The sequence below is a fragment of the Aeromonas sp. QDB54 genome (genome assembly GCF_027707385.1).
Taxonomy (GTDB): Bacteria; Pseudomonadota; Gammaproteobacteria; order Enterobacterales; family Aeromonadaceae; genus Aeromonas; species Aeromonas hydrophila.
The window spans coordinates 210,319-228,265 of sequence record NZ_JAPCIT010000003.1 but is presented as its reverse complement, the minus strand read 5'-3'; the positions used below and the strand labels follow the sequence as shown (position 1 = coordinate 228,265).

Annotated in this window: 18 protein-coding genes; 4 read left to right on the top strand and 14 right to left on the bottom strand. The window is 61.9% G+C overall.

Going from position 1 to position 17,947, the window contains the following annotated elements:
• Window positions 1-36 precede the first annotated feature (36 nt).
• The 4 genes from PG881_RS04565 to PG881_RS24015 form a co-directional block, all read right to left on the bottom strand.
• Complete coding sequence (locus PG881_RS04565) at window positions 37-855, bottom strand: replication initiator protein A (RefSeq protein ID WP_425267602.1); 819 nt, start codon at window positions 853-855, stop codon at window positions 37-39.
• A 50-nt stretch (window positions 856-905) separates the two neighbouring features.
• The gene (locus PG881_RS04560; RefSeq protein WP_004883058.1) at window positions 906-1,190 is read right to left on the bottom strand and encodes a helix-turn-helix transcriptional regulator; all 285 of its coding nucleotides are present in this window, start codon (window positions 1,188-1,190) and stop codon (window positions 906-908) included.
• 112 nt (window positions 1,191-1,302) lie between these two features.
• Window positions 1,303-2,070 carry a DUF2285 domain-containing protein gene (locus tag PG881_RS04555; protein ID WP_004883055.1) on the bottom strand — a complete coding sequence of 256 codons (768 nt, stop codon included), beginning with the start codon at window positions 2,068-2,070 and terminating at the stop codon, window positions 1,303-1,305.
• A 343-nt stretch (window positions 2,071-2,413) separates the two neighbouring features.
• Window positions 2,414-2,965, bottom strand: coding sequence for a DUF2958 domain-containing protein (locus PG881_RS24015; protein WP_004883053.1), 552 nt, complete (start codon window positions 2,963-2,965; stop codon window positions 2,414-2,416).
• A 79-nt stretch (window positions 2,966-3,044) separates the two neighbouring features.
• On the opposite strand from PG881_RS24015, the gene PG881_RS04545 reads away from it, so the two are divergent.
• Window positions 3,045-3,377 carry a helix-turn-helix domain-containing protein gene (locus PG881_RS04545; RefSeq protein ID WP_004883052.1) on the top strand — a complete coding sequence of 111 codons (333 nt, stop codon included), beginning with the start codon at window positions 3,045-3,047 and terminating at the stop codon, window positions 3,375-3,377.
• Window positions 3,378-3,687: 310 nt separating this feature from the next.
• Here the strand turns inward: PG881_RS04545 and PG881_RS04540 are convergent, their stop codons facing one another.
• The 4 genes from PG881_RS04540 to PG881_RS04525 all read right to left on the bottom strand — a co-directional run bounded on the left by PG881_RS04540 (window position 3,688) and on the right by PG881_RS04525 (window position 8,014).
• Complete coding sequence (locus PG881_RS04540) at window positions 3,688-4,002, bottom strand: DUF736 domain-containing protein (RefSeq protein ID WP_014703526.1); 315 nt, start codon at window positions 4,000-4,002, stop codon at window positions 3,688-3,690.
• A gap of 777 nt (window positions 4,003-4,779) precedes the next feature.
• On the bottom strand, window positions 4,780-4,989 hold the full coding sequence (locus PG881_RS04535) for a hypothetical protein (protein WP_023110658.1): 210 nt from the start codon (window positions 4,987-4,989) through the stop codon (window positions 4,780-4,782).
• Between the two features lie 62 nt (window positions 4,990-5,051).
• Complete coding sequence (locus PG881_RS04530; protein ID WP_014703524.1) at window positions 5,052-7,109, bottom strand: ParB/RepB/Spo0J family partition protein; 2,058 nt, start codon at window positions 7,107-7,109, stop codon at window positions 5,052-5,054.
• Between the two features lie 74 nt (window positions 7,110-7,183).
• Window positions 7,184-8,014 carry a DUF932 domain-containing protein gene (locus PG881_RS04525; protein WP_023110659.1) on the bottom strand — a complete coding sequence of 277 codons (831 nt, stop codon included), beginning with the start codon at window positions 8,012-8,014 and terminating at the stop codon, window positions 7,184-7,186.
• Window positions 8,015-8,428: 414 nt separating this feature from the next.
• On the opposite strand from PG881_RS04525, the gene PG881_RS04520 reads away from it, so the two are divergent.
• Window positions 8,429-8,797 (top strand): hypothetical protein, encoded by a 369-nt coding sequence (locus tag PG881_RS04520; protein WP_014703521.1) that lies wholly within the window; start codon window positions 8,429-8,431, stop codon window positions 8,795-8,797.
• Between the two features lie 5 nt (window positions 8,798-8,802).
• Here PG881_RS04520 and PG881_RS04515 read toward each other — a convergent pair whose 3' ends face one another.
• The 6 genes from PG881_RS04515 to PG881_RS04490 form a co-directional block, all read right to left on the bottom strand.
• The gene (locus PG881_RS04515) at window positions 8,803-9,192 is read right to left on the bottom strand and encodes a hypothetical protein (protein ID WP_014703520.1); all 390 of its coding nucleotides are present in this window, start codon (window positions 9,190-9,192) and stop codon (window positions 8,803-8,805) included.
• Window positions 9,193-9,460: 268 nt separating this feature from the next.
• Window positions 9,461-9,967 carry a JAB domain-containing protein gene (locus PG881_RS04510; RefSeq protein ID WP_014703519.1) on the bottom strand — a complete coding sequence of 169 codons (507 nt, stop codon included), beginning with the start codon at window positions 9,965-9,967 and terminating at the stop codon, window positions 9,461-9,463.
• A 401-nt stretch (window positions 9,968-10,368) separates the two neighbouring features.
• Complete coding sequence (locus tag PG881_RS04505) at window positions 10,369-11,226, bottom strand: DUF6685 family protein (RefSeq protein ID WP_270798158.1); 858 nt, start codon at window positions 11,224-11,226, stop codon at window positions 10,369-10,371.
• Between the two features lie 351 nt (window positions 11,227-11,577).
• Window positions 11,578-12,648, bottom strand: a complete 1,071-nt coding sequence (locus PG881_RS04500) for a ComEC/Rec2 family competence protein (RefSeq protein WP_014703517.1) — start codon at window positions 12,646-12,648, stop codon at window positions 11,578-11,580.
• A gap of 45 nt (window positions 12,649-12,693) precedes the next feature.
• Complete coding sequence (locus PG881_RS04495; protein ID WP_014703516.1) at window positions 12,694-14,949, bottom strand: ThiF family adenylyltransferase; 2,256 nt, start codon at window positions 14,947-14,949, stop codon at window positions 12,694-12,696.
• Entirely contained in the window at window positions 14,946-16,139 is a 1,194-nt protein-coding gene (locus PG881_RS04490; RefSeq protein WP_023110661.1) for a hypothetical protein, read from the bottom strand. The genes PG881_RS04495 and PG881_RS04490 overlap by 4 nt, the downstream gene beginning before the upstream one ends.
• 88 nt (window positions 16,140-16,227) lie before the next feature.
• On the opposite strand from PG881_RS04490, the gene PG881_RS04485 reads away from it, so the two are divergent.
• Together PG881_RS04485 and PG881_RS04480 are read left to right on the top strand one after the other, a co-directional pair.
• The gene (locus tag PG881_RS04485; RefSeq protein WP_014703513.1) at window positions 16,228-17,130 is read left to right on the top strand and encodes a WYL domain-containing protein; all 903 of its coding nucleotides are present in this window, start codon (window positions 16,228-16,230) and stop codon (window positions 17,128-17,130) included.
• Window positions 17,131-17,136: 6 nt separating this feature from the next.
• A complete protein-coding gene (locus PG881_RS04480; protein WP_014703512.1) occupies window positions 17,137-17,925 on the top strand; it encodes a hypothetical protein in 789 nt (262 codons plus the stop codon).
• Window positions 17,926-17,947: the final 22 nt, after the last annotated feature.

The following is a 17,947-nucleotide window of genomic DNA, read 5'->3' as shown; positions in this document are numbered from 1 at the left end:
CTGATAGCACGAGGCCGTCCACACCTTTTCCACGAGTTATCCCCGTGCCGTGTGCAGCACGGGCCGGAAGGTCAGCAGTTCTTGTCCGTCGTCCGGCATTCGCTCGATGCCCAGGACGTAGCCGGGCAGCGACTGCCGCGCCACCAGGACGCGCAGGTCGTAAGCGAAGTCGGAGAAGCGCGCAGCGCTGCCCGACTTGCGGTGCAGGTGCCGGAAGTCGAATTGCCAGCCGCCCGGCTGCTTGCCGCCGTGCTTGCGCACCAGGCGGTACAGCCAGCGCTCGATCCCGCCCTTCAAGCGGAAATAGGCTGGGTCGATGGTCAGCACCAAGGCGGCATCGAGCACGCCCGCATAGAACCAGTCCGGCAGGATCAGTTCGATGCCCAGCGGCACGCCGCTGGCATCGGCCAGTTCCTTCCACTCGTTGATCCACGAGAAGCGATGCAATCGCCTTCCCGTGGTTTCGCGGATGGACGTGGCCACCGTGGTCGATTGCAGCCGGTCGAGCGCGGCTTTCAGGCGCAGGTAGTCGTTGAGAGACGTGCCGCGCCCGATGAAGCGCAGGATCTCGTAGGGAGTGGCGCGTATCCAGCGCGACGGGCGCAAGCCCGCGTCGCGCGCCTCCACGATCTGCGAGGCGGCCCAAATCAGCAGGTCGGCATCCCATATCGTTGCGATGCCGTGCTCCTGCGTACCCTCCACGCGGATGGTGATGCCGCCGGCGCGGAAGTCGATCGGCGCGGTACGCCGCGACTTCGCCAGCGAGAAGAACGGAAAGGCCATCAAGTCCTGGCTGTCGCGGGGTGCCATGTCGCCCGGCAGCGCGCGGAACAGGTCGAGCTGTTCGCGCTGCAAGGCTTGCCCTGGCGGGCTGGACATGGCGACGGCCACCCACGCGCCAGCGATCAGCGGCCATCACGGTAATCGCCCGCGTGGCGTTCGGCATATTCCGGGTCGGAAGTCGCCTCGTAGCTGCGCTGGTCGGCCCAGGCATCGAGGTCGGACACCGCGTACATGACGCGGCGGCCGAACTTGCGGAACTTCGGGCCGCCGCCGATCACGCGCTGTTTCTCCAGCGTGCGTGGCGACAGGCGCAGGTACTCGGCGGCTTCGTCGTTGGTCAGGTAGCGTTGGGGCTGCGCAGGCGCAGCGACAGCAGCGGCGGCAGGCCGCAAGGGAGCGGGTCGCATGGGATGTACCTCCATCAAGCCCGGCCACACCACGCGGCCGGTTAGAGGCACTTTCAAGAAAGCGAGGCTGCTTGCTAAGGGACGATCTACGGGGGACGCGAAACGTCCCCCCCTACTGCAACGGCGGCGGAAGCTGTGCCAGGCGGCGATAGCCGCCACGCATCAGCGCATCGCCACGACGTACCAGCCGCCGCACGCGGGCACGTAAGGCGCTGTCCTTGTGCCAGTCGGCGGCGACGGCATCGGCGCCGAACAGCCCTTCGGCCACTTCGCGCAATGACGCGCCCGCCAGGGTCGCGTCGAGCGTCTGCAAGGTGTGCAGTTCCAGCACCGCGGCCGTCGTGGGCCTGGAACGGGCCGCCGCCGCAGGCGTGGCAACCGTGGCCACGGCCAATGCGTCCAGCTCGGACGCGAGCGTGCGATAGCGCGCGCAGGGCGTGGCGCAGGCGCGGGTGGCGTAGAGGTAGGCCATGCCGTCTTCCAGGCCCGGCGCGAGCGCGAGCCGCAGGCAGCAGCCGGGCCAATGCGACACCAGCACCAGGCGCTTGCCGTCGTGGATCAGTTGCTTGCGGCCAGGGACGCGCCAGAACTCGAAGGCATGGGCTTCGGGTGGCGGGTCATCGTCCGGGTAAACCTGCACGACGGCATCGTGATCGGGAAACCAGGCCGGATGCGCGTCGCGCGCATCCAGGGCTGGGTCTTCCAGCAGGCGCAGGCCCCACGCCTGCGCCGTGTCCGGCCGGCGGCGGCGGCGCAGCCAGTCGCGGCGGTAGTCGGGATTTCGGCGCAGGTATTCCCACGCCAGCGCAGGGCCGTCAAGGTGCAGAACGTAGAGATAGGCCGCTGTCGGATACCAGTGTTCGGCGCTGCGATCAGTCATGGCGAAACCTCCCTCTGTTTGGGATGCGTCGCCACGATTTCCGCGATGCGGGAACTATCGAAATGCCATCAGGTCGTCATCAAAATTGGTTAGGCTGTAACTGTCGGTGTCAAGACCATTTGGCTCTGCGTGTTGCGGAAATCGTCTGAATGCGACGGCTACGCCTTCAGGAAAATGACGCGCAGCACCGAACACCGTGCCGCAGCCCGCGCCCAAGATCAGGACTGTTTTCAACAGGATCGCACCACTTCGGTGCAAGAATGCGGATTCAGACCTGCACGGTCTTGATCAAGATTGAAATAGTCACGATGCGCCCCGGCTGGCTAGGCCGCGCTGGTTTTCATCAGTCCGTGATCGCGCCGTTCTCCTGCGCCAGCCGGACGTACTCCGATAACGGGCGCACCGCCTGGAAATACCGATCCCGCCGCACCGGCAGCTTGCGCGGCCCGACGATGCCCGCCAGGTCGGACAGCTTGACCATCCCGAGCTCAGGCATACCGATACCGAGGTCGATCAGGCCGTAGGCCGTGTCGCCATCCGCCGGGTCGAGCGACACCAGCAGCCAGGTCACATGCGCGTCCGGGGTGAACAAGCGCACCACGGGCAGCGGGTCGAGCCGCTGACCAGCGGCGAGCGCCGCGCCGTGGGCCAGCAGCCGGGCGCGTTCATCAGCGGTGACAAGCGGCAGGGTCATGGGCAGCTTCTCCACGAAACCGACGATGCGCGAATGCGCTTTGGTGCCGAAGCGCAGAACTGCCGAAACGCATCCGTGCATTCGTGTGGAAGCACCGATGTGCAAGCCATCGCATCCGTAGAAGAACAGAAGCGCCGAAGCGGAATTGTCGGAAGCCGGAAAGACACGGATGCGATTCCCCGGTTCTGTCGGAATCCGCATCTGCGGATTTCCGTAAAAGCACGAAAGCGGGCCTTTCAGCCATGAATGAACACTATAGATTGTAGCCCTATAGGGCGCAATGGGCTGTCATCTTGGTTTTTATGGGGAAACCAAGTTAGTGACAGCGAAACACTCATTGGCAACGGCAATACGGACAGTCAGGAAGGCGCGAGGCTTGAGCCAGGAAGCGTTCTCCGACGTGTCCAGCCGCACCTATATGAGTACGCTGGAGCGCGACTTGAAAAGTCCGACCCTGCACAAGCTGACCGAGCTGTGCGAGGTCATGGAAGTGCATCCGCTGACGCTGTTGACGCTGGCCTACGCCGGCGACGACACGCACAAGGCCGACGAACTGCTGGCGCGGGTGCGCCAGGAGTTCGAGGCCGTGCTGAAAGAGCGCGACGCGCCCTAGCGCGTCTGAATGCCCGCAAGCGGAGCGCGCAGCGCCGCCAGGCGCGAAGGCGTGAGGGATTGAAGCCGATTGGCCGTGACGGCGTAGCCGGCACGGGGCGCAGCCCGAAAGCCCGGCGGCGCTTCCAGCGCCGACACGCCATCTTGTGCCTGCGGCTGCCAAGGGTTGCGAACCCTCCAGTCAGCACCCATGCGATACCGGCCCTGGTGGACGTACCCAGCGCGGAGCGACTGCCGAAACCCTATGCGTGCGGTGATGCGATGAGCAGCACAGTGCCCCGCCGCAATGGGCGGGGCGCTGTGGGCGGCCGTCAGGCCGCCTTGGGCTTGTTGCGCGACCAGATCAGGTCGTGCGTGCCGTTCTCGCCTTCGATCAGGCGGGCATAAACGGTGGCTGGGAACGAAGGATCGTCCAGGGTCACGGACACATAGGGCCGTCCGGCCTCGCTGGTCTTCTTCCACGCCGCGCCGATGTCATGACTTGCCGCTTGCAGGCGGTAGTCGGGGGCGTTCTCGTTGTCGCCCTTGTCGTTGGGAACCAGCTTGACTTTGACGTTGAGCGTCAGGGTGCGGAGCGTGCCGGTGAAGCCGTCTTTCTCTGCGGTGAAGGTGCCGATGTTTGCCATGATGATTTCTCCTTTCGGGTTGAACAAGGTCGCGCCAGTGCGTCCTTGTTGTGATCCGTCCGGCGGGGATGGGCTGGCCGCACCGCTTGCGGTCGGAACGAAGTGGAGAACCTGGAAGCAAAAATAATTTGTCCCGCGAGGAATGCGCGCAGCGCAGGGGAAATTATTTTTGCTGGAAGGTTGCGGCCATGAAGCCCAAGGCGCAGCCGCGCCACCGCCAGGATTCACAACAAGACAAGGACGTACAGGCCGACCGCTCCCGAATGGAGACATGGCCGACTCGGCATCCCCGCGTGACGGCTTCACCGGCTTGCGCCCTGACGCGGGCCAGGTCAATGCCCCGACGACAAGGCCGGAGCGCCCCTGCCGCAGCTCGCGGCACATGCTTGAGGCGTGGCGTGGAGGCTCCATCGGGCGAGGCCGGGCGGTGTGTCGGTGAACCGTCCTTCGTGACATACAGGCAACGAACCGCCAGCGTCGAGGACGGCACGCTTTCGCACAACCTGCCGCAGCAAGCCGGGGCGTAGCCCCACAAGCCCCGCCCATTGCGGCGGGGCGCAGTCCAAACACCGGCGGCGGGGTGCGCCGCCGCACTTGTGGGCTTCGTGGTTTCTCGCGCACAAGGCCGCTTGTGCGCGGCCCCTTCGCCGCCCGCCCGAAGGCGGCGAAGGGGCGTTTTGGTTTTGGGCCTTGAAACCGGGCGCGGCCACCGCCGCGCCCGGATTTTTGACCACCAGCCCCAGGGCGGAACGGACTGGGGCTGGCGTGAATGATGGGTTAGTCCTTGGTTTCGATAATCCACCACACGGCACGCGGCAAGGCGCGGCCCGTGATGGGGTGAAAGTCGGTCAGGTCGGCTCGGGCTGTCCAGCCGCGAGGCGGACGGTAGCCGCGCACGTCGCCTTCGCCGTGCCAGCGGCGGGCGCGTACCGTACCGGGGGCATAGGTCGCCGCCATGCGTGGGCGGCTGGTCGTGGTGCGGGTCATTGGGGTTTCTCCTTGCAGCGAAGCGCCCCGGTCGAGGCCGGGGCGCTTGCCTTCCGTGCGGGTCAAGCGGCCAGTGCTTCGGCGGGTTCATCCGCCATTGCCTCGGCATCCTCCGGGGCGTTTTGCTCCGGGCCTTCTTCCTGCACGGCATCCTGCGGGCCTGCGGCCTTGAAGATGGCGGGCATCCAGCCCGTGCCATCGGCCAGCCGCTCGGCCTCGCTGGCAATGTCGGCCTTCTTCAACTTCGCCAGCCGGGTTACAGAATCCGGTGCAAACACGGCCACGGCATCCAGAATCACGGCCTTGGAAACATGCTTGAAGTAGCCTTCTGCGGTCGGCTTCCACCATGCGGCCATGTCGAGGCCCACGGCCTGCGCCAGTTCTGCGCCGCGCTGGTGCGGCGTGGCGCGGGGTGTCACCACGTCCACCGTGGAAGCCACGCACACGGCCAGCAGCCGCACCAGTTCATCTTGCGGCTTCGCCAGCAGCACGGCGAACAGTTCGGCGCTGTCCTCCGGCAAGGCTTCGCCCGCCACCTGTTGCAGTTCGCGCAGCGCCACGGCGGCGGGCGATTCGGGCAAGTCCGGGGCCATGCCTTCCAGCCGGTCTTGCACTTTGAGGCTTACGCCCAGCGGCAAGTCGTGGCCGTAGTGGCTGCCCTGCAAAACGGTCTGCACCATGCCATGCACCACGGCGGCCAGCGCGGCTTGCGGATGCCGGGCGACTTCGATTTGCAGCGCGGCGGTGCGGTGGGCGCTCAACTTCTGCGCCAGCCGGTCGGACATGGCGGCGGCCTTGGGCTGCCTGTCGTCGTCTCCGTCCTCGCCTTCCTCGTCGTTCGCGGCTTCGCCTTCGCCGCCGAAACCCTGCCGAATCCTTTCCAGTGTGCGCAGCGCCTTGGCTTCGGCTTCGCGCATCAGGCCGCGATGAATGACGGCCTCGCCGTTGCGGTCGATGGTGACGATGGCTCCGGCTGCGGCCTTCACGTTCGCGCCGTAGTCTTGCAAGCCATCTTCTAGCGCTTGCAACTGCTCGCCCACGGCTTCGCCTTCCTCCTGCAAGGCATCGGCCTTTTCCTCGTCGTCGGCGTCCAATGCGGCATCCACGGCTTCGGCCAGTTCGTGCATCCGGGCTTGCAGCTTCTCGATGCGTGCGGCTTCGCGCTTGTTCGGTTCGCGGCGCTCCCTCGGGGCGCGTTGGAAGGTGTGCAGGTCGGCATGGGTCGCGCCCGGCGTGGCATCCACCCACGCCCAACCTTCGGCGCGAACATTGGCGGCAATGCCTGCCAGCCGGGTTTGCGCCAGTCGTTCCAGCAGCGCGGCATCGGTCAGATACACGCCCGCATCGCCTTCCGCAAACAGGTCGCGGCGGATGCCACCGCCTGCGGCTTCGTAGGTGTCCAGCCCTACGAACCGCACCAGCGGATGCCGGTAGGCGTCGATTTCGCGCTCGGTCAGGCGTTCGCGCAAGTGGGACGGATGCCGCTGCCACTGCGGGGCATCGTAGAACGCGGCTTCCTGTGCGGCGTGGTCATCGGTGATGGCAAGCGCCATCAACTGATCGAGCGTGACGGCATCGGCGCGATAGTCGGCCATCAGGCGCGGCGACACGTTCGCCAGCTTCAAGCGGCGTTGCACCACCAGCGGCGTGACGCTGAAATCCGCCGCAATGTCCTCGATGGGCCGGCCTTCGGCCACCAGCGCGGCGAATGCCTCGAACTGGTCGGCGGGGTGCATGGCTTCGCGCTGTACGTTCTCGGTGAGGCTGGCCGTGCGGGCGGTGCCATCGGCTACCAGCAGGCAAGGAACCTCCCATTCCTTGCTGATGCGGTGCTTTTTCGCCAGCAGCTTCAACGCGGCGAGGCGACGGCCACCGGCGACGACTTCGTAATGCTCGCCATCGGCGGATGCAATCACGATCAGGTTTTGCAGCAGGCCGACACGCTGGATGGATGCGGCGAGTTCGGGGATGGACATGCGCGGGGTCTTGCGCACGTTGCGGCCCGTGGGGCGCAACACCAGCCGCGACAGCGGAACCAGAATCAGGTTCTTGGTCGGGTCGGCAGCTTCCAGCGCGGGGGCTTGGATGGCGCGGGCTTCGGTAGTGGTAACGGCGTTCATGGTGTATCTCCAATCAAGTGAAACAAGGGAATGGAGGGGAACCGCCCCTCCGGCGGGTAAAAGATCGGAAGGGTTCAGGCTTTCAACTGGCGCAGGCCATCGGCCAGCATCCAGAGGGCGCGATTGAGGCGCACATCGGAATCAATGCCTTGCACCGGGCGGGTCTGCTGGCGGCGCCCGTTGGCGCTGCGGCCATGCAATCCGCCTTTGGTCAGGTTTTCTTGGGTGCGGTTGAACACGCTCCACAAGTCCGGGCGGCGGTCGTCGAACCGGCGCGGCATCAGGATTTGCGATTCGGTGATGGGCGCTGGCTTGTTGTCGGTGGGGTCGTACTTGAGGGCCAGCGCGGAACGGGCGAACACTTCGGCCTCGCCTTCGTCCAGCGTGATCGCGCGCATGGCATCGCGGGATTCCTTCACCCGCTCGAAGCCGCTCAACACCTCGAAAGCGCCTTCGATGACGGAGCCGGCTACGTCGCCTTTGTGGGGCACGCGCACGTCCGCCACGGTGTCGCCGCAGACAAGACCATTGCTGCACACGAACCGGAACATGCCGGCCAGCATCTGATAGCTGCTGGTGCCGTCATGCGAGTTCAGCAGCACGATTTCGTTAGCCTCCGCGCCGTTGATCTGGCTGGCGTGGCGCAGGCGAATCATGTGTTTCGTGTGCTCGCGCTTGCCTTCATCGCGCACGCGGGTCTGCGTCACCATGAAGGGCTGGAAGCCTTCTTTCCGAAGCTCGGTCAGCACGGCGGCGGTGGGGATGTAGGCGTACCGCTGCGAACGGCTCTCATGCGGGGCGTCCGCGAAGATGGACGGCGCGACACGGTGAATCTGGTCATCGGTCAGCGGGTATTCGCTGCGCAGTGCCGGGGAACGGGAAGCGAAACGGGATGCGAGTTGCATGGTCTTTCTCCTGACAAAAAGAGGTTTGCTGTTCACACCGCACACCGGATTCCTAGATTCGGAGCCCAGCCTTTCAGCTGTTCGGTGCGGTCGGCACGAGGAACCCGGTTAGCCCTGTTGCCACCGTCTTTCCTGAGTTCATCGCCCGCGACGGTCAGGAGCGCGCGAACGGGTGCCGTCAAGGAGGCAAGCGCAGGGTTGGTGCGGCCCGCAGGCGCAGCCGAGGACACGGCCCTGCGTGCCTTGACGGCACACGGGCGCGGGCTACAGTCGCAGACAAGGTGATGAGGTCAGGGAAGACGGCTGGACATGGCAACGGCCATCCCTATGTGCCGAACCGCACGGCAAGCGAAGCGCGCAGGCCCGGATCTAGAAGCCGGGCCGGAGGCGTCAGCCGAGCGGAGCGAGGGAACGATGGAAGCCCGTCAGGGGCGAGACGCCGCAGGCGGCTCGATGCGCAACGCGCACGACAGCGCGACCGGCCATGTCTTCTTGGCCGGGGACGCCCTGACTTCGATGCTCGATGAACATCACGCCCAGGACAGCCCTCATGCACAAGGCATCGAGAAATTGCTTCTGCTGCTGGGACTGCGATTGGCTTCTGGCCGATCCGGCGCAGCCGGTTCGGCGGTCTTCCAGGGGCGCCAAGCATCGCGCGGCGGGGATAGCCCGCAGGGCTTTCCCCTGGAGGCAAGCGAAGCGCCGCGGGCGCGAAGGCATCGGCATCGGGCGCAGCAAAAAGAATGGCGCGTCGCCCGAAAGGACGACGCGCCGGGTTGTTAGCGCGATCAGCTCGTCGCCGGCGACACCATCGCTTCAAGCTGCTCTATGACGCCCGGCTTAACGAAGACGCAAGGCTGGTTGGCCTCGATCGGCACGTTGAACACCTTGGCGAACACATGATGCTTCAGGTGCGCCAGCCGGCCCGTGCGATAAGCCTGCTCGGGCTTCAGGCGGCCACCCGGCGAGCCGCTGCGCTGCGGGTCGCATTCGACTAGCGCGACGAAACCATCGTCGGCCAGCTTCTGGTGCTCGGGGCATAGGCCCCAGCCCGTCTTCGTATGGTGCTCCATGCTTGCACGCAGGCGCTTGTCGAGCAGGATGGTGCCGGTATCGAACGCTTTGCCGCAGACCAGGCAAACGTGCTGTTCGAGGGAAACATGTGATTTATCGTTCATGACGATCTCCGGTTACACAGGCGGAATTGCCCGGAACCGTCACCAGCACGGCGCAGCGCAAGCGGTCAGGGGTCAAGGACGGCCGGGAGGCCGCAAGCGTGCTTGCACGCGCAGCCCTTGACGGCGAGAACGCCGTGATACGGTGAAGGGAACAGCAAGACCGCCTCACACCACCACCTACGCACACCTGTCTTCAGCAAGCGCAGGCCCGCGAGGGCCGTAGCTGCGCCACCGGGCGCAGCAAAAAAGGGGCCGCAGCCCCCCTGTGTCAGATCAGGCCACGCTCAGCGAATGACGTAGTGGCCTCGCCGCCGACGACGATGTGATCCAGCGTGCGCACGTCCACCAGCGCCAGGGCTTCCTTGAGGCGTTGGGTCAGCAGCTTGTCCGCCTGGCTCGGCTCGGAATTGCCGCTCGGATGATTGTGCGAAAAGATCACGGCCGCTGCGTTGTGTTGCAGTGCCGTTTTCACGACTTCGCGCGGATACACCGATGCCTGGTCGATGGTGCCGCGAAACATCTCCACGTATTCGATCAGACGGTTCTGGCTGTCGAGGAACAGCGTAGCGAAAACCTCATGCTCGAAGTTGGCCAGCTTGGTGCGCAGGTAGTCCTTGACCAGCGCCGGCGAAGTGAACAGCGTCCCGCGCGGAGTTTTCTGGTCGATAACGTACCGCGCAGCTTCCAGAATTTGGTCGGCAGTCGCCGGCAGATAGCGCCCCTGGTCGTCACGCACCAGCAGCGAGGAATCGAGAGACAGAGAAAGTTGCGACATGATCATGCTCCGGTTGCTCGGGCGGAATTGCCCGGAACCGGCCTCAGCACGGCGCAGCGCAAGCGGTCAGGGGTCAGCGACGGCCGCCAGGACGCAAGCGCGCAAGGCGCGCGCAGCCCTTGACGGCGAGAACGCCGTGATACGGTGAAGGGAACAGCAAGACCGCCCACACCCCGCCCGCAGAGACGACGGATGGGCAAGCGCAGCGCGCAGGCCCACAGGGCCGGAGGCGTCAGGGATCAAAGCCGGATGGCCATGACTCGGTACGAGGCATGGGGCGTAGCCCGCGAGCCCGACGGCGGAACGCCGGGACGCTCTTTTGTCGCTAAGTTCCTATGAAATGTGGAGCTTCAACTCGCGATCTATAGGTAACGACGTGACCACACGCATTTAGAGCATCGTCAGCAGGTTGGAGATGAAAATTGCTTTGTCCATAGAGCCGTCGATTCAGTCAAGAACCGCTGTTGCGCAGTCAGCGCTTCCCTCAAATCATTGCCCAAATCGTGGTGCCCCTGACTCAATAGTTCTGCCATCACGGACTCGGCGATTTGCGAACCCCGGGGGAATGCCAAAAGCGTGCCTTCGGCCAGTACAGGCGGGAACTCCATGTTCGAACCAGAACCTACCAAGCTCTTCACAGTCCATAGCATCTGTCCGGCCAAATCCTTGGGGAGCAATACCAGATGAAATCCATCGAGCAGCCATTGCACAGTCAAATGGTTGCGCTGGTAGAGATAGAGTTTCGAGGCGAGGTGAATGCGCGCGCCAATGCGCTTAGCGACATGCACGGCGCCCGCAAGATGGTGAGATCCGCCACTGTTGTCAAGGAACAAACGGCCATCCCAAGCTCGCACGCTAAACGTGTCGGAGCCACGTCCGTGCAGTAGCCGAATTTCGCCATGAGAACAAAGCTCTTTTAAGCTCGCATCATCCAGTCCGAGCGGGGGCTTTCCTTTTCTGGCATATCGATTCTGCTCATCAATATAGTAGGCACCAAAGACATCCACACTTTCGTGTGGCATATCTGCCGACTTGCTTGCGGAGATGCCCTCTATATCGCTTGCGTCGCATTCAAAGTGAGGCACCATCGTCACTTGCACTAGCGATCCATGAGGACTTTGGAAAGCCTCCTTAGCGCCCGAGGCTAAGCCCGAAAATCGGCTCCGCAAAGTAAAGTTGCTGCGATTAAGATTGTCCAGGATGTCCCATCGACGGCGTGAGTCATCAAAAATCTTCGATTTTGCGGTGTTGAGGAGCACATTTTTTCCTGCCGACTCCTTGAGCCCCAATAGCTCACGCCAAGCTTCACACCGCTTCCGTACAAGCGCCGGCGGTCGATTCCAAAATCTTCGCCACCACGGCCATGTGTGGAGTTCAAGCACAGAAATTGGAAACTCAGAGAGCGACATCGCATGCATAGGTTGCAAGTACCTGGTAGTTAGGCAAGCGCAGGCCCGCAAGGCCGGAGGCGTCAGGAATCAAAGCCGGGTGGCCGCGACTCGGCATGAGGCGCGGGGCGCAGCCCGCGAGTCCGACGGCGGAACGCCGGGACGCTCATAACGTAGGCGGCAGAAAGCCAATGAACAGCACGTCACGCTCAAACTGCCCGCTCAACTCTCTTGCTCTTCGGGGTACTCTGCTTGAGGAATTGATACCCAGCCATCGCGGGTAATGCCCGCCCCAATGCGGAGATTCTTGCTTTCGGTTGCCGCCCAGTGCCCACCCCGGTGCAATACAGCGCGAATTACGGACTTCCGCGGGTGATCCTCATCGGCTTTGGCAGAACTGCAAATGGCATTCCAGGTATGCTTGTCCGGCATGCTGTCCAATCGTGGACCAACCAGTTGATCCAGAATTTCAGTCGAGACATTGTGTCGCCCGCCATGATGAGGCACCTGGAAATACCGAATGCCTGGCAACGCGAGTCCGGCAAAAGGCGCGTAGTCAATAACCTCTTGCAGCGCTTCACGCCCGGCATCGCCAGTAAGCATGACACGATGACCGTTCAGAACAGCCGACTGGACCACACTCATTTCATTTTCACGGCTGGTAGGCTCCGGCGGAAAATATTCCTCGCCCCACAGGGACTTGATGTAGGCGGTCGCGGCCTTCACCACCCGGAATATGCTGCTCAGCGCGCTATCCAAAGCACTTTCTTCAACAGCTTCCGGTGTCTTCGCGGAGTCCACGATCAGGTCGAAGTAGCGATCTAGTGTGGGTGCCATCACCATGAAGGGACCGATGTTCTGCCCCTGAAGAGGGGCATGGATTGGAATTCCCTTCTCAACCGCAAGATCCTCAAGAATTGCCGTGGCATCGTAGATGGAGCGCAATTTCCGTCTCAGTGCTTCAACTGATTCATAGGTCTCGAATCGATCAATCAACTGATCTGCATAGATCCACGGCCTGTTGATCCAGAGATTTTTGACTGTGCATTGCTCCAGGACTTTTCGCAGCCCATTGGCGTGATCGCGATCGGGGTGTGTGAGGATCACATGGTCGATGACTGTTGTTCCATAGTACGTCTTCAGGTGCTCGACGAGCTGATCTCCCGTATCCAGATACCCACCGTCAACGACGTGCACGCCCTCTGTGCCATTCACCGAATAGCGTAGCGTGATTGCATCCCCGCTTTTCGCTGTTTCGACGCCAAGAAAATCGATCTCGAAGTAGTCAGCCATACATCCCTTTCGTTTTATGCCAAGAAAGTGCCGGCGGCTTTGCCTTTACCAGCGATCCACCGCACACCTGAGTCCTGTCGGAGTCCATACCAACGACACGGCGGGAAGGCCGCCAGCATCCTCGGCGATGCCGCGCAACGTATTTCGGTCTATGCCCGAATGTGCGCCGCCTTTCGGGTGGCTATGCCAAGTGCCGATGAAGGCCAGATACCCCAAAGAGGTTCCATTCGCTGTGCGCAAATTTTGAACAAGCCCATTCGTCCCAAGGACGAAGCGGGCGGCCTCCCGAATGCTGTCAGGCGGCGCATCCACGAGGCCAGCAATGGTGATGGTTCGATTCTCAAACGAGATACGACCGACCAAGGCTCCACCTGTTTCCAGAGCGCCCCAGCGCAGCGCATCAGCATGGATCGCTTGCACGACAGGGTGCAGAATCCGAATGTTCCAGCCACCATCGTCTGCTACGTTGAGCACAGTGGTCGGGCCGAGGCTGGTGCTGGTCCATGCCATGCCGAGGCCTTCGGTATCCGAGACCCCGGCGCAAAGCGTCGCCTCCTTCGGGAGTCCGCCAACGAGCCAGCGTTCCAGTTGCAGGCCAGCTAATGAAGCAGAACGCGAAACAACGGCATCGGACATTGGCATCGTCAGTGAACGGCAGTTGTCGCCCACAAAAATACGCGTCGGCTCAGACGTATCGCCAGCAATCGACGCCCGCAGTTCCGGCACAAACCGACAGCACTCGAACAAGAATGCCGTAAGATCGTCAACCCGACCGGCGCGACCAGGCCCTTCAAGCAAAACCGCGACACAGCGCCCCTGGCCATACATGACGATCCGTGCCAACCGCGCAGGGGATTGGTTCAGCGCCGTTGATTGCGTTTCTGCGGCCAACACCTGAAGTGAGGCTGTCGCATCCACGATGAGGGCCGCATCCTGCGGAACGGTTGCAGCAAACTGCGCAGCATCGACCAAGAGAGTCACTGCGTCGGTGTCGAACGCTTGCGATTGAAGATGCGACAGCGACTCAAAGGCCGTCTTCATCAGCGCCGACTTCCGAGGTGGGACCAGCACCGATGCCCGCTCAATGAGTGCATGCCGGGCCGCGTTGTGAGGCGACATGGACTCGTTATCGACGAAGGTCATTGAGCCGAAACCCGCTCGCCCCAGTTGCATCGCGATTTTCGACCCCACGCTTCCGCAGCCGAGCAAGACCAGCGGCTGCGATGTGGCCGCAGATGGAATGCCGGACGTTCTTGCCAGCAGTTCGGGAGACAACGCATGTGCGTGAAAAGCCGGGTGAACCGTGGCGTTTCGCTCCAGGAGCGATTGAGCGTTGAGTTCATAGCGCACCACGTAGGGCAATACCTCGATACTTCTCCCCGGTGAGCCCACAAGCGACGCTGGCCTTTGAACAGTCAGAATCACAATCGCATACAAGCCATGCGTCCAGCCACGCGAGTCTTGCTGCATATCCAGAATCGAACGTCCATAGTAGCCGTCCAAGCCTTGAGCCAAAGCGTCACGATCGACGCCGAGTTCCGCTGCTCGATCAAGCAACGTCGCGAGATCGACAACCGTCTCGGGTTGATAGTGGCCGACCACATGCGGGTTGCCGTCGGTTATTGGAGCCCGCGCAATGAAGGCTGCGGTATGGCCATTTCCCCATTTACCCAACTTGTCGTTGTGAACCTCCTGATAGAACACAGGATCGACTTGAGCAGTCAGTTCGGCATTGACGATGGCGTATAGCCCGCCATCAATCGTCACGTAGCCTGCGGGAACCACCAAAATCGTGCCGTCAGCGGGAGCGGCGGCCGCGACATTCTCGGCACTGAATACAAGGGTCGAAGGACAACTGTCTCGACGAGTCGGCTCCCACCCCTGTTCAAGGTCCAGCAACGTCCCGGCTGCGGCCTTGTGCAACCAAACGATCAACTGATCGACGATGGCGTCCAGACCAAACCGATGCAGCAGCTCGTCCAACGATCCCTCGAACAGACAAGGCGAGACCAACTCGCCTTCGCGATGAGGATTGATGTGCGGCAAGTTGAGTGGGAAGTCCGCACGCAAGAAAGGCTTGGGTGCAGACATGGGCCAGTCACTGCCGAATACCAGAACGCATGTCTCGACCGAGCGCACTCCGGTCCCGGATACGCCATTGCGCCGAGACCTGCTCGGCAATTCAACAGCAACATCGACTTCAATCTGCGTCGATTCACCACTTTTCCTTGGCTCGCCAACGCGGACAAGGCCCCTGTGCCGCTGAAGTTGATGCAGTGCGTCCGCGATGGTGCCCGTCATGATGCCCCGTGTGGCATGGGCGCGCGCGCGGAGGTGATCACGGCGGCGGCCTTCGATCCGGCTTCCTTCTTCGAGGGAGGCTGCACACCCTGAGCGGTGACGGTGAAAACGAGGGGCTCCACGGATTTTTCGCTCGGATATTCGCCCGTGCAGTAAAAGTCGCCTTTTACTTCGTCCACGATTGCTACGTATTCACGCTTTGCGCGGATGCAGGGCGGATCGCTGTCGTCGTCTGCGATCGGCTTGCAACTGGCGACGATGACGGCACCGTTGCGGGTCTGCGAAAGCGCCTTGCGAGCGTCGGCATCAAGTTTGGCCTTTTCGCGGTAGTCCGACCAACTGTCATAGGACAGCGAATGCCAGGAACAGTGATGTGGCGCCTGCATGATGTCGTACTCAAGCACATCGGCTTCGGCCTTGTGGCGCTGCCACTGGCGGTTCCAGATAAATACTTCGGCATCGCCACCAGTAAGGAATTTTGCGCCATCCGGCGTCTGAGCATCAGCGGCCAATGTGAAGTTCAAGATCACGCTGGACTGGTTCTTGACCAGGCACTCTTCCTCTTCTTCGTCGTCCTGGGCGTCCAAGGGTGCCAGAAGAATCGCGGAGAAGAATGCGGAACTCTTGCCATTGATCGTCGAGAAGCGCGTGTCCACCTTCCGCACAATCGAGGTGAGATCATCGGTTTTTCCGTCGATGTCCTCGCCCATGATCTGAATGCGGTCGCCGTTCCCGACGACGAAATTCTTGTCGCGGTTCAGCTGTACGCGCCGACGCGCCTCCGTGTTGAATGCCTTGGCGTCGTCACTCAAGGTGTGCGTCTTGCTGGCGCGTCGAAACACGATCGGAGACGACCATATCTCGCGGATCACGATCTTCTTGTCCTTGTCGTCCTTCTTGTCATCCGGATACTTGTCCAGCGGCCCCAGGTGGAAGTGCCGCGTCAGGCCTCGGCAATGGTCCTGGTCCGGGTGGCTCAGCAGGAACGCATCGACATACGGCCTGCCGTTCTCATCTTTCTTCAGTCGGTCGCGCAGATCCTTGGCGACATCGCGCGCCTCACCGTCAGGGTCGTCGGCGTCTTGCCTGATGTTTACGTCGATCAGCAGGGTGGTTGCGTCGAGGTCGCCGAACTTGATGAGGGTCATGTCCCCGTTGTCGACGGGAAAAAACGTGATGGTTGTGGGCATTGGGGCTCCGGGTAGACGACCGAAGGATGATCGCGTATAGTTAATGTACGACTATTTTTTATATCCGTCTACTTTTTAGGCGCAACTGATGCAAGAGCCCTCTGTCACTGCCGCCAATCCTGCTGAGCCCAAAGGGCTAAGTTGGGGGTTGGAAAGCAGACTTCAATTCATCGATTTCCGTTTGCGCTGGGAACGGCACATTAATCGAATGGATCTCACTGAGCACTTCGGCATATCGGTTCCCCAGGCGTCACTGGACATTGCCAAGTACACGGAGTTGGCGCCGAGCAACCTAACTTACGACCGCAGTTCCAAGACCTACACGGCAGCGCCGAGTTTTCACCCGCTTTACCAACGAAGTTCGGCGCAACACTATCTAGCGGAGCTGCTGGCCACCAAGATGGGAGTCATCGAGCCTGCGGCCAGCTTTATCGGCTCAGCACTTGAGGCAGATTGGGCGCCGTCCCCCTGGCGCACGATCAATGAACAGACCGTCGAAGCAGTGGTCCGGGCAATTCGGCAGCAGGAAGCCATTTGGGTGAGCTACCAGTCCATGACGTCCATGGACGAATCGGTTCGTCTGCTGTCTCCCCACGCCCTTGGTAATGACGGTTTTCGCTGGCACATGCGCGCGTTTTGCCACAAACGCCAGCGCTTCAGTGATTTCGTCCTCGCCCGAATCCTGCGCATCGACGGCTTCGAAGCGAGCCAAGTGGACGCCAGCCAAGATTCGCACTGGCAAACTCTCTTGACGCTGGTGCTTGCACCGCACCCCGATTTGCCCGCTGCCAAGAAACGAGTCCTGGAGTTGGACTATGGAATGGAAGACGGACAGGTCAAACTTCCATGCCGCCAAGCGTTTTTGTATTACACGCTGAGGCGTTTGGGCTTGCATACCAAGGAAGCACCCGACCCTCTCGCGCAGCAGATCACTTTAAAGAACCGCGATGAAATTCAACCCTATATTGATGCCTTGTCGGCCCAAAGCTGAACGCCCATGACAACTATTTTTGAACTGGTCAAAGACCCCTATGAGCGCAAGGCGCGCGTAATCCCAGGACTTCTTGTAGCGTTACCGCTGCTCGTTCCTTTGTTGTGCGTCTACGGCGCAAAGCACCCGGTACTTACAGGCGTGATCGGCTTGCTTGGTGGCTGCGGTGCCATTTATGCGCTTGCGAGCGTAGCTCGCGGGCGCGGGAAGAAGCTTGAAGAGATCCTGGTTGCAAGGTGGGGCGGTATGCCGACAACCATCGCGTTACGCCATCGCGACAAGTTTCTCGATGGTGTCAGCAAGCAGCGCTACCACACGGCGATCACGGCCAAGCTGGGCATCGCCATGCCAACGGCAGAAGAAGAATCAGCAAGCCCTGACAAGGCAGACGACATCTACGTTGGCGCCACAAAGCGGCTTCGCGAACTCACGCGTTCCAACAAGCAGCTCTTGCTGAAAGAGAACATCGCCTACGGATTTCACCGCAATATGCTGGCAATGAAGCCTGCCGGCATCGTGTCGTGCCTCCTGGGCATCGTCTACGGATTGCTGATTGCAAAGATTCTGCAGGTAGTACCTCCTCATTTTAACCTAGAGCACCTTGCCGATCCGGGGCTTGCCGCAGGCTTGACACTGCTCATTTCGCTGGCATTACTTGCCGCTTGGCTGCTGTATTTCGATCAGGGCGCGGTCAGACGGATGGGGTTCGTCTATGCAGAACGCTTGTTTGAGTGCTTGCCGTCTTTGCCTTCTTCGGCCCCGCGGAAAAGAGCCTCAAAACCGACTACGGACTGAGATTCAATGCTCTTTGCAAATA

Coding starts and splice junctions, on each gene's coding strand:
- PG881_RS04560 (WP_004883058.1), bottom strand. CDS start 1,190: ATGCGACCCGCTCCCTTGCGGCCTGCCGCCGCTGCTGTCGCTGCGCCT.
- PG881_RS04555 (WP_004883055.1), bottom strand. CDS start 2,070: ATGACTGATCGCAGCGCCGAACACTGGTATCCGACAGCGGCCTATCTC.
- PG881_RS24015 (WP_004883053.1), bottom strand. CDS start 2,965: ATGCGGATTCCGACAGAACCGGGGAATCGCATCCGTGTCTTTCCGGCT.
- PG881_RS04545 (WP_004883052.1), top strand. CDS start 3,045: ATGGGCTGTCATCTTGGTTTTTATGGGGAAACCAAGTTAGTGACAGCG.
- PG881_RS04540 (WP_014703526.1), bottom strand. CDS start 4,002: ATGGCAAACATCGGCACCTTCACCGCAGAGAAAGACGGCTTCACCGGC.
- PG881_RS04535 (WP_023110658.1), bottom strand. CDS start 4,989: ATGACCCGCACCACGACCAGCCGCCCACGCATGGCGGCGACCTATGCC.
- PG881_RS04530 (WP_014703524.1), bottom strand. CDS start 7,109: ATGAACGCCGTTACCACTACCGAAGCCCGCGCCATCCAAGCCCCCGCG.
- PG881_RS04525 (WP_023110659.1), bottom strand. CDS start 8,014: ATGCAACTCGCATCCCGTTTCGCTTCCCGTTCCCCGGCACTGCGCAGC.
- PG881_RS04520 (WP_014703521.1), top strand. CDS start 8,429: ATGGAAGCCCGTCAGGGGCGAGACGCCGCAGGCGGCTCGATGCGCAAC.
- PG881_RS04515 (WP_014703520.1), bottom strand. CDS start 9,192: ATGAACGATAAATCACATGTTTCCCTCGAACAGCACGTTTGCCTGGTC.
- PG881_RS04510 (WP_014703519.1), bottom strand. CDS start 9,967: ATGTCGCAACTTTCTCTGTCTCTCGATTCCTCGCTGCTGGTGCGTGAC.
- PG881_RS04500 (WP_014703517.1), bottom strand. CDS start 12,648: ATGGCTGACTACTTCGAGATCGATTTTCTTGGCGTCGAAACAGCGAAA.
- PG881_RS04495 (WP_014703516.1), bottom strand. CDS start 14,949: ATGACGGGCACCATCGCGGACGCACTGCATCAACTTCAGCGGCACAGG.
- PG881_RS04490 (WP_023110661.1), bottom strand. CDS start 16,139: ATGCCCACAACCATCACGTTTTTTCCCGTCGACAACGGGGACATGACC.
- PG881_RS04485 (WP_014703513.1), top strand. CDS start 16,228: ATGCAAGAGCCCTCTGTCACTGCCGCCAATCCTGCTGAGCCCAAAGGG.
- PG881_RS04480 (WP_014703512.1), top strand. CDS start 17,137: ATGACAACTATTTTTGAACTGGTCAAAGACCCCTATGAGCGCAAGGCG.